The 14,180-nt window shown below is 67.6% G+C and carries 14 protein-coding genes; 7 read left to right on the top strand and 7 right to left on the bottom strand.

Features of this window, described 5'->3' with window-relative positions; genetic code table 11:
* From DYI42_RS20445 to DYI42_RS20435, 3 genes are all read right to left on the bottom strand, one after another.
* A partial coding sequence (locus DYI42_RS20445) for a nucleotidyltransferase family protein (protein ID WP_213548501.1) occupies positions 1 to 925 on the bottom strand: 925 nt, incomplete at its 3' end.
* Positions 926 to 1,005: 80 nt separating this feature from the next.
* Complete coding sequence (locus tag DYI42_RS20440; protein WP_213548500.1) at positions 1,006 to 1,605, bottom strand: GcrA family cell cycle regulator; 600 nt, start codon at positions 1,603 to 1,605, stop codon at positions 1,006 to 1,008.
* A 55-nt stretch (positions 1,606 to 1,660) separates the two neighbouring features.
* The gene (locus tag DYI42_RS20435) at positions 1,661 to 2,596 is read right to left on the bottom strand and encodes a DMT family transporter (protein WP_213548499.1); all 936 of its coding nucleotides are present in this window, start codon (positions 2,594 to 2,596) and stop codon (positions 1,661 to 1,663) included.
* A gap of 207 nt (positions 2,597 to 2,803) precedes the next feature.
* On the opposite strand from DYI42_RS20435, the gene DYI42_RS20430 reads away from it, so the two are divergent.
* On the top strand, positions 2,804 to 3,985 hold the full coding sequence (locus DYI42_RS20430; RefSeq protein ID WP_213548498.1) for an aspartate aminotransferase family protein: 1,182 nt from the start codon (positions 2,804 to 2,806) through the stop codon (positions 3,983 to 3,985).
* Entirely contained in the window at positions 3,982 to 4,908 is a 927-nt protein-coding gene (gene argF, locus DYI42_RS20425) for an ornithine carbamoyltransferase (RefSeq protein ID WP_213548497.1), read from the top strand. Before DYI42_RS20430 ends, argF begins: the two co-directional genes overlap by 4 nt.
* A gap of 534 nt (positions 4,909 to 5,442) precedes the next feature.
* Here the strand turns inward: argF and DYI42_RS20420 are convergent.
* The 4 genes from DYI42_RS20420 to DYI42_RS20405 all read right to left on the bottom strand — a co-directional run bounded on the left by DYI42_RS20420 (position 5,443) and on the right by DYI42_RS20405 (position 9,753).
* Positions 5,443 to 6,660, bottom strand: coding sequence for a bifunctional folylpolyglutamate synthase/dihydrofolate synthase (locus tag DYI42_RS20420; RefSeq protein WP_213548503.1), 1,218 nt, complete (start codon positions 6,658 to 6,660; stop codon positions 5,443 to 5,445).
* Between the two features lie 26 nt (positions 6,661 to 6,686).
* On the bottom strand, positions 6,687 to 7,661 hold the full coding sequence (accD, locus tag DYI42_RS20415; protein ID WP_213548495.1) for an acetyl-CoA carboxylase, carboxyltransferase subunit beta: 975 nt from the start codon (positions 7,659 to 7,661) through the stop codon (positions 6,687 to 6,689).
* Between the two features lie 261 nt (positions 7,662 to 7,922).
* The gene (locus DYI42_RS20410; RefSeq protein WP_213548493.1) at positions 7,923 to 8,816 is read right to left on the bottom strand and encodes a CPBP family intramembrane glutamic endopeptidase; all 894 of its coding nucleotides are present in this window, start codon (positions 8,814 to 8,816) and stop codon (positions 7,923 to 7,925) included.
* Between the two features lie 55 nt (positions 8,817 to 8,871).
* On the bottom strand, positions 8,872 to 9,753 hold the full coding sequence (locus tag DYI42_RS20405) for a CPBP family intramembrane glutamic endopeptidase (RefSeq protein WP_213548491.1): 882 nt from the start codon (positions 9,751 to 9,753) through the stop codon (positions 8,872 to 8,874).
* A gap of 112 nt (positions 9,754 to 9,865) precedes the next feature.
* Here DYI42_RS20405 and ilvD point away from each other — a divergent pair, with 112 nt between their 5' ends.
* From ilvD to DYI42_RS20380, 5 genes are all read left to right on the top strand, one after another.
* Entirely contained in the window at positions 9,866 to 11,629 is a 1,764-nt protein-coding gene (gene ilvD / locus DYI42_RS20400) for a dihydroxy-acid dehydratase (protein WP_213548489.1), read from the top strand.
* Between the two features lies 1 nt (position 11,630).
* On the top strand, positions 11,631 to 12,293 hold the full coding sequence (locus DYI42_RS20395; RefSeq protein ID WP_213548487.1) for a hypothetical protein: 663 nt from the start codon (positions 11,631 to 11,633) through the stop codon (positions 12,291 to 12,293).
* A gap of 160 nt (positions 12,294 to 12,453) precedes the next feature.
* A complete protein-coding gene (locus DYI42_RS20390; protein ID WP_440870657.1) occupies positions 12,454 to 13,230 on the top strand; it encodes a DUF6478 family protein in 777 nt (258 codons plus the stop codon).
* A 28-nt stretch (positions 13,231 to 13,258) separates the two neighbouring features.
* The gene (locus DYI42_RS20385; protein ID WP_213548485.1) at positions 13,259 to 13,663 is read left to right on the top strand and encodes a hypothetical protein; all 405 of its coding nucleotides are present in this window, start codon (positions 13,259 to 13,261) and stop codon (positions 13,661 to 13,663) included.
* A gap of 5 nt (positions 13,664 to 13,668) precedes the next feature.
* Positions 13,669 to 14,160 carry a DM13 domain-containing protein gene (locus DYI42_RS20380; RefSeq protein ID WP_213548483.1) on the top strand — a complete coding sequence of 164 codons (492 nt, stop codon included), beginning with the start codon at positions 13,669 to 13,671 and terminating at the stop codon, positions 14,158 to 14,160.
* Positions 14,161 to 14,180: the final 20 nt, after the last annotated feature.

Here is a 14,180-nt window from a genome sequence, read left to right as displayed (position 1 = left end):
CCCCGGCCGCCGCCAGCTCACCCGGCCGGTCCGCCGCCAGCGCCGCGATCAGCAGTGCCGCCTGCGCCCGGTCCTTGCGCGCCTTAATCGCATCCCGCCCCTCTCGCCGGGCAGCGACGATGAGCTTGTGAATGGCAAAGGCCTCGGGCCGGGGAATCTGCACCAGCACGCCGGAACGATAGAGTCCCACGGCAGGAATGGGCCGCGCGAGCAGAAAGTTGAGAAAATGCAGCGCCTGCGCGCTCACCCCGAGCGATGGCAAGTCCTTCAGCCCCTCCTCGGCCTCGAAGGAGGGGGTGAGGAATTCGACAAGCATCTCACGCCGCGTCTGGCGCCAACGCCAGACCTTGCTTCGATCGAGGGAGGGCACGGGCGAGAAGGAGAGTTCGCCCAGCACCTCGTTCAACGGCTCTGAAACGGTGTCTTCCAGTGCGACCGACAGCCGCTCGAAGCTGGCAATGTCCACGTCGCCCGTCGTCGCCAGATCGGTATAGCCCAGCTTCACCCCCAGTTCGCCCTCGTAGAGCTTGAACGCCTGGGTGCCGATGACCGTCCCGCCCAGCCGGAACACGCCCACCCGGGCCATCCCCGCGAGCAGGCTGCCGGTGCCGCCATCCATGCTGGCCACCCCCTCGGCCCTGAGCAGCCGCACCAACCTGGTCCGGTGGGCGGCGCGCGCATCTGCCTCCGCGCGCAAAGCCTCCACCCGCTCAAGCCGCGCCCGCAGCGCTTCGGTATCTTCGCCGATATACGTCTTCCGCACGTCGGACCCGACCCGGTAGACGTCGTACCAGTAGTCCTTGCCGTTGACCTTGTAGAGCGCGGGCTTGCCGCGCACCTCGCTCACCCGTTCGTCCTGAAGCGAGCGGAGCAAGTCGTGGTAGGCGGCCATTGCATTGGCCGAATGGCGGGTGATCTCGATCATGTGCAGCAAAAATTACTTTTGTTGCACAAGTCGGTCAACTCTCCATATGCAACAAATTCACCTTTTGTTGCACAAGGCGATCACCGCCGCCGGTCGCGGCGCGAGCTCATCGGCTGGAAGGCCACGCCCACATGGGCCTCGCAATAGGGCTTGCCCTGCTGCACGTTGAGGCCGCAAAACCAGAAGTCCTCGGTCGCAGGGTCACCGATAGGCCATTTGCAGGTCCGCTCGGTCAGCTCCATCAGGCTGAGTTTCTTGGCCTTTTTCTCCACCTCGCGCACCGAGGCCAGCGCCTCGGGGCTGATCTCATTGGCCGAGGGCTGCGGCGGTAGCGGCTGGCCTGCGGGGATGATCGCCTTGCGCGCAGGGCTCACCGGCGCAGCGCTCTGGGTCGCCGGCTCTTCCTTCGCGGGCTTCTCCGCAGGCGCGGGCTCGGCGGCTTTCGCGGGCTTCGCCTTGGGCTTGGCCTTGGCCGCCGGGGCGGGCTTTTCCTTCGCTGCGGACTTCGCAGCCGGGGCTGCCGCAGCACCCGTGGTGCGGTTGGAAAGCCCCAGCCGGTGCACCTTGCCGATCACGGCATTGCGGGTCACGCCGCCCAGCTCCTTGGCAATCTGGCTGGCCGATTGGCCCTCGCCCCACATCCGCTTCAGGGTTTCAACGCGCTCGTCGGTCCACGACATGTCGAGCCATCCTTTCAAACTGCAAAGCGGCCCGCCACCGGGCCGCTTGTTGGCCTTATTTTACTACGCCCGCGCCCGGGTGCAACCCGGCCGGGCGCTTTCTACCTTCTCTCCAGGCCAGCAGTAGCGCGCCCGCCACGATGATCGCCGCGCCCAGCCAGCTCACCCAATCCGGCACCGCGCCGAAGATCACCGCATCAAAGAGCGCCGCGAAGACGAGCGTGCCGTAGTTGAACGGCGCCACAAAGCTCGCATCCGCCCGCGCCATCCCGTTGATGTAAAGGCTCTGCGCCGCCGCCATGGCCAGCCCCACGCCCGCCAGCCCCGCCCATTGCGCATATGTAGGCAGCTGCCAGCCAAGGGCCAGCACCGCCGCACTTGCAATGCAGACTCCCAGCACGTTGTTCACCAGCAAGATCTGAAGCCGCCCCTCCCGGCGCGTCAGTTTCTTGATCCAGATGTTCTCCGTGCCCATCGCCACCGCCGCCCCCAGCGCCAGCAGCGCGGCGGGCTGGAAGCTTTCGGGCGTTGGCCTCAGCAGCACCGCCGCTCCGGTCAACGCCAGGGCCACAGCCGCCCAGCGCACCCAGCCCACCCGCTCGCCCAGAAGCACCACCGCGAAGATCAGCGTGAAGACCGGGCTGGTGAAGGTCAGCGCCGTGGCATCGGCCATCGGGATATAGGCCACCGAGGCAAACATCAGCGTCACCCCGCCCCAGCCGCAGCCCGTGCGCGCCAGGTGCAGGCCCCAATGCGGCCTGCTGATCCGGGGCCGCATCACTGCCGCCGCGCAAATAAAGAACATCAGCGCAAAGACAAACCGCCCCTGACTCACCTGAAAGGGCGAAAGCGCAGGCCCCAGCGCATCGGTCGTCAGCGTCTTGGCAAACAGAGTCGACAGCGCGATGAAGGCCGTCGCGCCTGCCACGCTGAGCGCGGCAACCGTGTTGTCCGCTTTCAGCGGGGTGAAGATGGGGGTGGTCTCGGCCATGGGGTCATAGATCGTGCTTCCCATGCGGGCGTCAATGCGCTATCTGCCGCCGCATGACCATTGGTGCCATCAGCCGACGCCGACGCCGCGCCTGATCTCTCGGGCCGCTTCGCCGTGCCCATCCGCCACCCGGTCAAACCCCAAAAATCGTTGACGAAAGCCCCTGTCTGAGCCATTTCGGGGCTTCATTCCAGAAAGGACGATCCGATGATCCCTTCCATCCTTCCCACCTACAATCGCGCGCCCCTCACCTTCGTGAAGGGTGAAGGCGCATGGCTGGTGGAGCAGGATGGCCGACGCTTCCTCGATCTCGGCTCCGGCATCGCGGTCAACGCTCTGGGCCACGCCGCGCCCGAGCTTGTCGAGGTGCTGACGGCCCAGGCGCAAAAGCTCTGGCATGTCTCCAACCTCTACACCGTCGCCGAGCAGAAGGCGCTGGCCGACAAGCTGGTGGAGGTGAGCTTTGCCGATACCGTCTTCTTCACCAACTCCGGCACCGAGACCTGCGAGCTGGCGGTGAAGATGGCGCGCAAGTTCCACCATGCGGCGGGCCACCCCGAGCGGATCGAGATCCTCACCTTCGACGGCTGCTTCCACGGCCGCTCCTCCGCCGCCATCGCCGCCTCCGGCTCCGAGAAGATGGTCGGCGGCTTCGGCCCCGTCCTCCCCGGCTTCCGCCACCTGACATGGGGCGACATGGCGCAATTTGCCGAAGAGATCGCCAAGCCCGACGTCGCCGCCGTGCTGATCGAGCCGATCCAGGGCGAGGGCGGCATCCGCGTGCTGCAGGATGACCAGCTCAAGGCCATCCGCGCCGCCTGCGACGCACATGGCGTGCTGCTGATCGCCGACGAGGTGCAATGCGGCATGGGCCGGACCGGCAAGCTCTTCGGCTTCGAATGGGCCGGGATCACCCCCGACATCTGCATGTCCGCCAAGGGCATCGGCGGCGGCTTCCCGCTCGGCGCGGTGCTCGCCACCGAGGCGGCGGCGGCAGGCATGGTCGCCGGCACCCACGGCTCCACCTACGGCGGCAACCCGCTGGGCTGCGCCGTGGGCAAAGCGGTCGTCGATATCGTCTCCGACCCGGCCTTCCTCGACGAGGTGAACCGCAAAGCCGGCCTCCTGCGCCAGAGGCTCGAAGGGCTGATCGACGCGCACCCCGAGGTGTTCGAAAGCGTCCGGGGCCAGGGCCTCATGCTGGGCCTCAAGTGCAAGGCCCCCGCCGCCGATGTGGTGAAAGCGGGCTATGACGCGTTGGTCATCGGCGTGCCCGCCGCCGACAACGTGATGCGCCTCCTGCCGCCGCTCAACATCACCGAGGACGAGATCGCCGAGGCCATCACGCGCCTCGATGCCGCCGCAACCGCCGTGGAGGCCGCGCAATGAAACACTTCCTCGACATCAACAAGACCGAGCTCACCGACCTGCGGGCGATGATCGACAACGCGCGCGAGATGAAAACCGCCCGCGCGGGCCGCCTCAAGGGCCTGCCAGACGACGAGCAGCCGCTGGCCGGGCACATGGTGGCGCTGGTCTTCGAAAAACCCTCCACCCGCACGCGCGTCAGCTTCGACGTGGGGGTGCGCCAGATGGGCGGGCAAACCATGGTGCTGTCGGGCGGCGAGATGCAGCTCGGCCACGGCGAAACCATCGCCGACACCGCCCGCGTGCTGTCGCGCTACGTCGACCTCATCATGCTGCGCACCTTCGCAGAAGATACCCTGCTGGAAATGGCCGAGCACGCCTCCGTCCCGGTCATCAACGGTCTCACCGACCGCACCCACCCCTGCCAGATCATGGCCGACGTGATGACCTATGAAGAGCATCGCGGGCCGATCAAGGGCAAGAAGGTCGTCTGGGCGGGTGACGGCAACAACGTCTGCGCCAGCTTCCTCCATGCGGCAGGCAAGTTCGGCTTCGATCTCACCTTCTGCGGACCCGAGCAGCTTGACCCCGAACGCGCCTTCGTCGACGAGGCCCGCGCCGCAGGCTCCAAGGTCGAGTTCGACCGCGATATCTGGTCCGCCGTCGAGGGGGCCGACCTCATCGTGGCCGACACGTGGGTATCGATGCATGATGCGCAAAGCACCCGCGAACGCCGCCACAACCTGCTGCGCCCATACCAGGTGAACGAGGACGTGATGACCGCAGCAGGCGAGCAGGCACTATTCATGCACTGCCTGCCCGCGCACCGGGGCGAAGAGGTGACAAGCGCAGTGATGGACGGCCCCCAATCGGTCATCTTCGACGAGGCCGAAAACCGCCTGCACGCGCAAAAGGCCGTCCTGCGGTGGTGCCTCGGCGTCTGACACCAGGCAGCTCATCAAGGCACTTCGGCCTTTCTTCGCAGAGGTGACGCCGACCGTCCCTTCCGAGGAGCTGCCGAGCGCGAGGACGCCTCGTAGGGCGGACGAGCATGCCCAAAAAAGCAACCACCGACCGCCTGCGCTGTCGCAGTGGCCGGTGGTGTGGGCGTGGCATGTTATTCTGCTTGGTCTTTCGCCCTTCGGGTATTCTCGGTCAGCTGCGGCGCTTCGTCACCAGGAGAGCGCCGCCTCGCCTGTCAGCGCGGCGCTCAAATGCAGCACCGCCCCGGCAATTCAGCTTGGCTCCCCGGTGGCCGACGCCTTGGTTCTCAGCTGGCAACGGGCACAAATTTCCCACTCGCCGCAAGATTTAGCGAAAAATTGCCGACCGCGTCAACATTCAGTGTGAGCCGTCAGGCAAGGGGACAGTGCCACGACGGGAGTTTCCGAGTCGTTCCAAAGGCTTGACGTCTGAAAAAATGTGTGGCGGCGGTGAAGACACCCCGCCAGCGCGCGTGAGCCGCGGGTTGCGGCGTCTCAGGCGCGCCCACCCAGCACTGCGCCTGCAAGATAAAGCGAGCCACAAATCACCACCCGCGCCTCCGGCGTCGCCACGGCAATGCCTGCAAGGGCAGCTGCAAGATCGGGCGCAGTCTCAGCCGCCAGCCCAAGCCCCTTTGCCGCGCGGGCCACAGCCGCAGGCGCATGGGCCTTCTCCTCGCCGGGGATGGGCACCGCAACGATCTGGCTGGCCTGCACGGACAATGGCGCCAGGAACTCTTCCACCCGCCGGTTGGCCAGCATGCCCACCACCAGCACCGTCTCCTTCGCGGGCAGCTCCGCCAATCCCGCCGCCAGCACCTGCGCTGCCGCCGGGTTGTGGCCGCCGTCGAGCCACAGCTCCAGCCCCTCGCGCGGCTCCAGCCGCTGCATCCGCGCCGGCCACTCCGCCCGGCTCATCGCCGCTTCCAGCGCCTCTTCGCCCTGGCCAAGCGCCCTGAGCGCCGCCACGGCAACACCCGCATTGGCCACCTGATGCGGCCCGCTCAGCACCGGCAGCGGCAGGTCCACGAGGCCCGTCTCATCCTGCACCACCAGCCGCCCACGCTCCGCCGCGCCGTGCCAGTGCTGCCCTTCCACAAGAAGCGGCGCGCCCGCCCGGGCTGCCGCGCGCTCTATGGCCTCTTCGGCCTCCTCCGCCTGCCGCGCCACAATGGCGCGCACGCCGCGCTTCAGGATGCCCGCCTTCTCGCCCGCGATCTCGCCCAGCGTTTCACCAAGAAACTCCTGATGATCGAGTGCGACCGGGGTGATCACACACAGCGCGGGGTCCTCCACCACATTGGTTGCATCCAGCCGCCCACCGAGGCCCACTTCCAGCAGGCACCAATCGGCAGGCGCCCGGGCCATCGCCACGAAAGCCGCCGCCGTCGTCGCCTCGAAAAAGGTGATCTCCTCGCCCGCGTTGGCCTCGATCACCTCGTCCAGGACCGCGCAAAGCGCGCCTTCCGAAATCTCCGTGCCCGCCAGCCTGATCCGCTCATGAAACCGCACCAGATGCGGCGAGGTATAGGCATGCACCCTCTGCCCGGCCCCCTCCAGCCCGGCCCGCAGCATCGCCTGCACCGAGCCCTTGCCGTTGGTGCCCGCGATATGCACCACGGGCGGCAGATGACGCTCGGGGTTGCCCAGTGCCGCCAGCAGGCGGTGCATCCTGTCCAGGGTCAGGTCGATCTCCGCCGGGTGGAGCCGCATCAGCCGCTCCAGCAGGGCTGCGCTTGTCACTTCTTCTGCTCTTCCATCGGCGCGGCCTCGTCACCCGCCGCAGCCTGCGAAGGCTCTGGCTGCGCCGGTGCCGGCAGTTCGGGCTCGGACGGCGGCGCGGGGAGGTCGCCCACCACCGGAGGCTCCATCTTCATCAGCATCCGGCAGAGCGACACCAGCTCTTCCTTCATCTTCTTGCGGTGCGTCACCCGGTCCAGCATCCCGTGATCCAGCAGGTACTCGGCCCGCTGGAAGCCCTCGGGCAGTTGCTCGCGGATGGTCTGCTCGATGACACGGGTGCCGGCAAAGCCGATCAGCGCGTTCGGTTCGGCGATGTGAATATCGCCCAGCATGGCATAGCTCGCGGTCACCCCGCCCGTCGTCGGGTGGGTCAGAACCACGATATAGGGCAGCCCCGCCTCCTTCAGCATCTGGATCGCCACGGTGGTGCGCGGCATCTGCATCAGCGCCAGAATGCCCTCCTGCATCCGCGCGCCGCCCGCAGCGGAAAACACGATATAGGGCCGCTTCAGTTTCACCGCGCGCTCGGCGCCCGCGATGAAGGCATTGCCCACATACATGCTCATCGAGCCACCGATGAAGCTGAAATCCTGCGCCGCCGCCACAACTGGCGTGCGCCCCATCTCACCCTCGGCCACCAGCATCGCCTCATGCTCGCCGGTCGCCCGTTGGGCCGCCTTCAAACGGTCCGGATAGCGCTTCTGATCGCGAAACTGGAGCGGGTCGGCCACCGGCTCGGGCACCTTCACCTCGGTGAAGATCCCGCCGTCGAACAGCGCGGTGAAACGCTCGCGCGGGGTGAGCTGCATGTGATGGTCGCAGCTGGTGCAAACGTTCAGGTTGTCACTCAACTCCCGGTGAAACAGCATGCTCCCGCACTCGGGGCACTTCTTCCAAAGGTTCTCGGGCACCTCGCGGCGCGAGAAGAGCGAGTTGATCTTCGGGCGAACGTAGTTGGAAATCCAGTTCATCGCACCTTTCCGGGCCTGCCTGCTGCTGTCTGGTGAGATAGGCCGCGCGGGCCGGAAATGCAATCAACCCCGCCGCAGCCGCCCATCACCCTCCGTTTCGCCGGTGGCCGCCCCGGCGCCATGCGCGGCCAAGAAAAAGCCCGGCGCAGAACGTGCTGGCCGGGCGCTCCGGAAGGCGGCAAGCCGCGCTTCCACGGCAAAGTTTTAGGTCTTCTCACCTTTGTGGCTCATTCTACATCGCGGCCCTGCACCGCGCAAGCCTCAGCGGTCGAGCAAAGCCTTGATGATCCACCAGTTGGCGAAGACCAGAACGATCGAAACCGCCAGCCCCAGCGAGATGGTTCCCTCATCCGCCAGCCCCCAGGGCGTGACGTAAAGCGCAAGGCCCGTGAGGGTGCCCTTGATGCTCACGATGAACAGCGCCAGCAGGTTGTTGGCGAAGTGAAAGCCCATCGCCGCGCCCAGCGAGCCGGTGCGTTCCGTCAGGTCGGCGGCGACCAGGCCGAAGGCGAAGGCCGAGAGCAGCACCAGCGGCAGGTTCCGGCCCGCCTCCGGGCTCCAGTGCAGCAGCCCGAAGGCCAGCGCAGGCAGGGTGAACCACACCCAGCGCGCGGCGAAACGGGCGGCAAGCTGCTGCATCAGGTAGCCCCTGAACAGCAGCTCCTCGGCGGCGATCTGGAGGAACAGAAGCGGCAATGCCAGCGGCATCCAGATCAGCCACCGGCTCAGCGACAGGTTGGCCTCGGGTGGCCAGATCATCGCGCTCAGTGCCAGCAGCACACCGAAGACGGCGGCAACCACGCCAAAGGCCGTCACGAAGCCGCGCCACCAGTCACCCCAAGGCCCCAGCAGGGTGCTCGGCCCCCTGAAATGCAGCGCGGCGGCGGCCAGCACCGGACCAAGCGCCATGCCCCCGAAGGTCAGCAGCAGCAGCGCGACGGAGCCCGGGAAGCGCCCCACCTGAAGCTCCTGGAAAAACGGCATCACGCCCCAGAGCCCCTGCTCGGCGGCGACGACGCCCAGCGCCGCGCCCAGCACGATCAAGGTCCACGAAACGTAGATGAAGACGATGAGCAGCACGCCCAGCAGCAGCCGCCAGATCTGCGGATACACCCGTGCGGGCACCAGCATCGCCGTGAATTCCGGATGTCTCATCACCTGCTCCCGTAGGGCGGGGCCTGTCCCGCCATTGCCTCCGCCAATACCCGCCTCACGCCCGGATCGCCACCCGCGCCGCAAGCCATGCCACCAGCAGCAGGCCAAACTCCACCGGCATCAACCCGGCGATGATGCCCGCGTCCCGGGCGAAGGGCGTGTGATACAGCGCCAGCCCCGAGGCCGGGCCGGGCAACGACACCACCAGCAGGCCGATCACGTTGTTCACGATATGCAACGCCAGCGCCGGGCCAAGGTTGCCGGCCCGCGCCGTCAGGTCGGCGGCGGCAAGGCCGAAGGCCAGCGCCCAGAGGCAGAACCACAGCGCATTCTCGCCCGCGCCCGCCGTCCAGTGCAGCGAGGCAAACAGGATCGAAGGCACCGCCATCCAGGCCCAGTTTCCCTCGCGCGTGCCCGCCGCGATCTGTTGGGTCAGGTAGCCCCGGAAGAACAGCTCCTCGGTGCCCGCCTGCACAACAACCGCCGCAAGGGCGAGCGGCAGGTAGAGCAGCCAGCGCCGCGTCGGCATCATCTCGTTTGCCACCAGGTCATACTCGGCGGGCAACACCAGCAGAGCGGCCAGGTAAAGCGGCGCCAGCCAGTAGAACACCCTGAAGAAATCGCCCACCGCATGCACGCCGGGGCCGAAGAGGCTGAGAAAGCCGCGCCAATGCACCGCCCTGAGCGCCACCACCAGCCCCAGCGCAAACAGCCCCTGCGTGAAAAGCGCCGCCAGTGTCCGCCCCGCGCCCCAGTCTTCTGCGTCATAGATCGCATCCACCGCATCGGGGCCGCCAAGCCCCGCCACGAAGATGAAGACGAGGTTCTGCAACACCATCACCGTCACGAACATCAGCGCCAAAACCGCCCCGATCCGCCAAAGATCGGGGGTCGCGCGGGCCGGTGCCGCAAACTCGTCCAGCCGTTCATATGCCATGGTTGCACCCCATCCCGATGAGATAGGCGAGCCTGCGCGGGGGCGCAATCCGGCTTGCCCCTTGGTCGCACCGGGACTATTCCGGCAGACGACTGTTTTCGGGAGAGGAACCATGCTGAAACGCCAGGCCGATAAATCCAAACTGCCCAGCCGCCACGTGACAGAGGGGCCCGAGCGCGCGCCGCACCGCTCCTACCTCTACGCCATGGGCCTCTCCGAGGATGAAATTCACCGCCCCCTCGTCGGCGTCGCCACCTGCTGGAACGAGGCCGCGCCCTGCAACATCGCGCTTGCCCGCCAGGCGCAGGCGGTGAAGCTCGGCGTCAAGGCCGCCTCCGGCACGCCGCGCGAGTTCACCACCATCACCGTGACCGACGGCATCGCCATGGGCCACGAGGGCATGCGCAGCTCGCTGGCCTCCCGCGAGGCCATCGCCGACACCGTCGAGCTCACCATGCGCGGCCACTGCTACGATGCCATCGTCGGCCTTGCGGGCTGCGACAAGTCGCTGCCCGGCATGATGATGGCCATGGTCCGGCTCAACACGCCCTCGGTCTTCATCTACGGCGGCTCGATCCTTCCGGGCAAGGCGCCGCAGAGCAACGAGATCCCCGAGGATTTCCGCACCCGCGACCTGACGGTGCAGGATATGTTCGAGGCCGTCGGCCGCCACCAGAACGACGAGATGTCGGATGAGGCGCTCGATATGCTCGAACGCGTCGCCTGCCCCTCCGCCGGGGCCTGCGGCGGCCAGTTCACCGCCAACACCATGGCCTGCGTCTCCGAGGCCATCGGCCTCGCGCTGATGAACTCCTCGGGCATGCCCGCCCCCTACGAGAGCCGCGACCAATATGGCGAGGCCTCGGGCCGCGCCGTCATGGCGCTCATCGAGCAGAACATCCGCGCCCGTGACGTGGTGACCCGCAAGTCGCTTGAAAACGCCGCCCGCGTGGTTGCCTGCACCGGCGGCTCCACCAACGCGGGCCTGCACCTGCCCGCCATCGCCCACGAGGCCGGGATCGACTTCTTCCTTCAGGACGTCTGCGAGATCTTCAAGGACACCCCCTATTTCGTCGACCTCAAGCCGGGCGGCGCCTATGTCGCCAAGGATCTCTACGATGCAGGCGGCGTGCCGGTGGTGATGAAGGAACTGCGCAAGGCCGGGCTGATCCATGAAGACTGCATGACAGCCACGGGCCGCACTATGGGCGAAGAGCTCGATCTCATCACCCGCGAGGCCGACGGCAAGGTGATCTATCCCATCGAGACGCCGATTACCAAGACCGGCGGCGTTGTCGGGCTCGAGGGCAACCTCGCCCCCGATGGCGCCATCGTGAAGGTCGCCGGCATCCCCGCCGAGCAGCAGGTCTTCACCGGGCCGGCCCGCGTGTTCGAGAATGAAGAAGAGGCCTTCGCCGCGGTGAAGGCCCGCGCCTACAAGGAAGGCGAGGTCATCGTCATCCGCAACGAGGGCCCCGCAGGCGGCCCCGGCATGCGCGAGATGCTGGCCACCACGGCTGCGCTCTCCGGCCAGGGCATGGGCAAGAAGGTCGCGCTGATCACCGACGGCCGCTTCTCCGGCGCCACCCGTGGCTTCTGCGTGGGCCACGTCGGCCCGGAGTCGGCACACGGCGGCCCCATCGGCCTGCTGAAGGACGGCGACGTCATCACCATCGACGCGGTGAAAGGCGAACTCTCGGTGGACCTCTCGGATGAGGAGCTTGCTGCCCGCCGCGAGGCATGGCCGGGCCCCCGCAAAACCGATTACGCCTCCGGCGCACTGTGGAAATACGCCCAGCTCGTGGGATCTGCCAAATACGGCGCGGTGACCCATCCGGGCGCCAAGGAAGAGACCCACATCTATATGGACCAGTAACGTGGCCCGCCCGGCCCGGCTCTTCGCTGCGCTCCTTGCCCTTGCCACCCTGGCGGGGTGCGAGGGTGCGCAGCTGCCGGGCGTCCTTGCCGGCGGGGCCGAGGGCAGCGGCGCGGGGGCCGCCCCCTCTCGCTCGGTCGCGCCCAAACCTCCCACGCGCCTCACCGTCTCCGGCGTCACCGTCGCCGGCCCGGAGGGCTACTGTGTCGACACCCGCGCGCGCAAGGGCAGTTTCGTGCTGCTGGCCGCCTGCTCCGCCATCAGCCAATCCCCCGAGCACCCCGCGCCGGGCCGCATGGGCCTGCTGACGGCCACAATCGGCAAACGCGGCTCCGGCGCCACCCCCGTCAACCCGGCGCAGCTCGAAGCCTACTTCCGCTCGGCGGCAGGGCGCGAAACCCTCTCCTACGCGGGCAACCCGGCAACCGTCTCCATCACCGAAACCGCCACCGCGCCCGGCATCTTCCTCGTTGCCCTGACCGACAGCGCCGCACCGCCGCAGCCCGAGTTGGGCGAGGCCCGCTGGCGCGGCTTTTTCACCGTCAACGGGCGGCTCGTGTCCGTGGCGCTTCGCTCGCTGAAGGAAGACCCCATCGGGCGCCAGGCCGGGCTCGGGCTCCTGTCGGAGTTCATCGCCCGCATCCGCGCCGAAACCGCAGGCTGAACGCGGCCAGGCCCGCATGCGGTGCGGCATCCGCGCCGCAACCGACATTTGCAGGATTGAAACACTTTCCCGTCAGGATCATACCGTCCTAAACTGATCGCACGCGCCCCGGGCCGCCGCGCCCGGTGGCGCCCATCGCAAACAAGGCACACGAGACCGCATGGCCAAACAGATGGATCGCCTGATCGACCGTGTCGCGCACCGCCGCGCCCTCCGCCGCTGGGGCCGCGTGGCCGATGCCGCCTCCGCGCTCGACCTGTCAGAGCTGCGCAACCTGCGCACCCGCGCCCGCCAGCTGCGCCGCCAGCTCGACCGGATGACCCATGTGGCCGACAGTCGCCTGTCCCTGCCGCTGATCGACAGCAACGCCATCCCCAAGCCGCTCGGCACCGAATGGGCCTGGCGCCCGCAGGTCTGGCGCGGCCCCATATCGCCCCCCGGCGTCGCCGCCGCCGAAACCCGCACCATGCTGGGCGAGGAGGCCACGCTGTTCCACGATTGCGCCGTCAGCGAGCTGACCCTGCGCCAGATCCGCAATACCTCGAAAGAAGATCTCGCCCCCTTCGGCCTTCGGATGGACGTGTTCCGCTTCGACGGCTCTTTTCTCAGCCTCGTCCTCGACCTGCCCGCCGAGGCGGTCGACGGGCTCAAGCGCAAGCACGTCATCGCGCTCGAAGCCCACGTCGAGTCCGAAAAGCCGCTCGAAATCTTCGCCCGTCTCAACGTCAAGCACGGCCCGAACACCGAGCAGGTCGTGCGCGAGCTGCCGATGGGCGCCGACGGCCCGCAGGTGGCCGAGTTCGACCTCGCCTACTCCGGCCTCAATGAAAAGCGGGTCGAGAAAGCCTGGATCGACCTGATCTTCGAAGGCCCGCAAATGAACCAGATCGTGCTGCGCGATGTCACCATCACACGCCGCCCCCGCGCCGAGATCTAGCGCCGCATTCTGACAAGGACGAAGGCCCATGCCAGACACCACCACCACCAGCCAGCTCACCCTGACGAAAACCCGCATCCACGCCGGCGTCTGGGAAGGGATGCTGATGGCCGACGGCACGGGCGCGGTGCAGCCGCAGATCGAGGTGATCCACCTCGATGCCCCGCTGCCGGGCGCCGAGCTCAAGGCCGACGGTGAAATGCCCAACCTCTGGCAGCTCCGCGTGCCAATCCCCGCCGAGCTGCTCTGCGAGGGCGTGCAAACTTTCACCATCCGCGATGCCCGCACCGGCGCGACACTGGAGCATTTCACCATCGTCACCGGCCAGCCGCTGGAAGATGACATCCGCGCCGAGCTCGACTTGCTTCGCGCCGAGCTCGACATGCTGAAAAAGGCCTTCCGCCGCCACTGCCTCGAAGTGCTGGGGCGCTGACCGACGTGAAGCGGTTTCTCCTCATCGCCCTGCCCAGCTTCCTCACCGGGGCCGTCTTCGGCGCCGCCTTCTGGTATCTCGCCTCGCCGCTCTGGATCGACCGCGTAGTGAGTGAAACCCTCGTCACCGGTGAAGGCGTCATCGTCTTGGCCGAGGGCCGCTTCCGCGACGCTGACGCCGCCCACCGGGGCACCGGCACCGCCCGCATCGTCACCCTGCCCGGCGGGCGCGTCGAGGTGCAGCTCACCGACTTCGAGGTGACAAACGGCCCTGACCTCGAGCTCTGGCTGTCCGATCAGCCCGATCCGCAAGGCTCCTCGGAGGTGGCGGGCGGCAACTGGGTCTCCCTCGGCCTGCTGAAAGGCAACATCGGCAATCAGAGCTACACCGTGCCTCCCAGCATCGACGCCACGCGGTTCCGCTCGGTCGTGGTCTGGTGCGAGCAGTTCGGCGTCCTCTTCTCCCCCGCCCCACTCACCGCAGCATCCGGCGGCTGAGCCGAGCGCAGGCCGTGGGT

Origin of the sequence: Vannielia litorea, from assembly GCF_018424695.1 — a bacterium.
GTDB lineage: Bacteria > Pseudomonadota > Alphaproteobacteria > Rhodobacterales > Rhodobacteraceae > Vannielia > Vannielia litorea_A.
The sequence above is the reverse complement of the archived record's forward strand: the minus strand, read 5'-3'. Positions and strand labels throughout refer to the sequence as shown.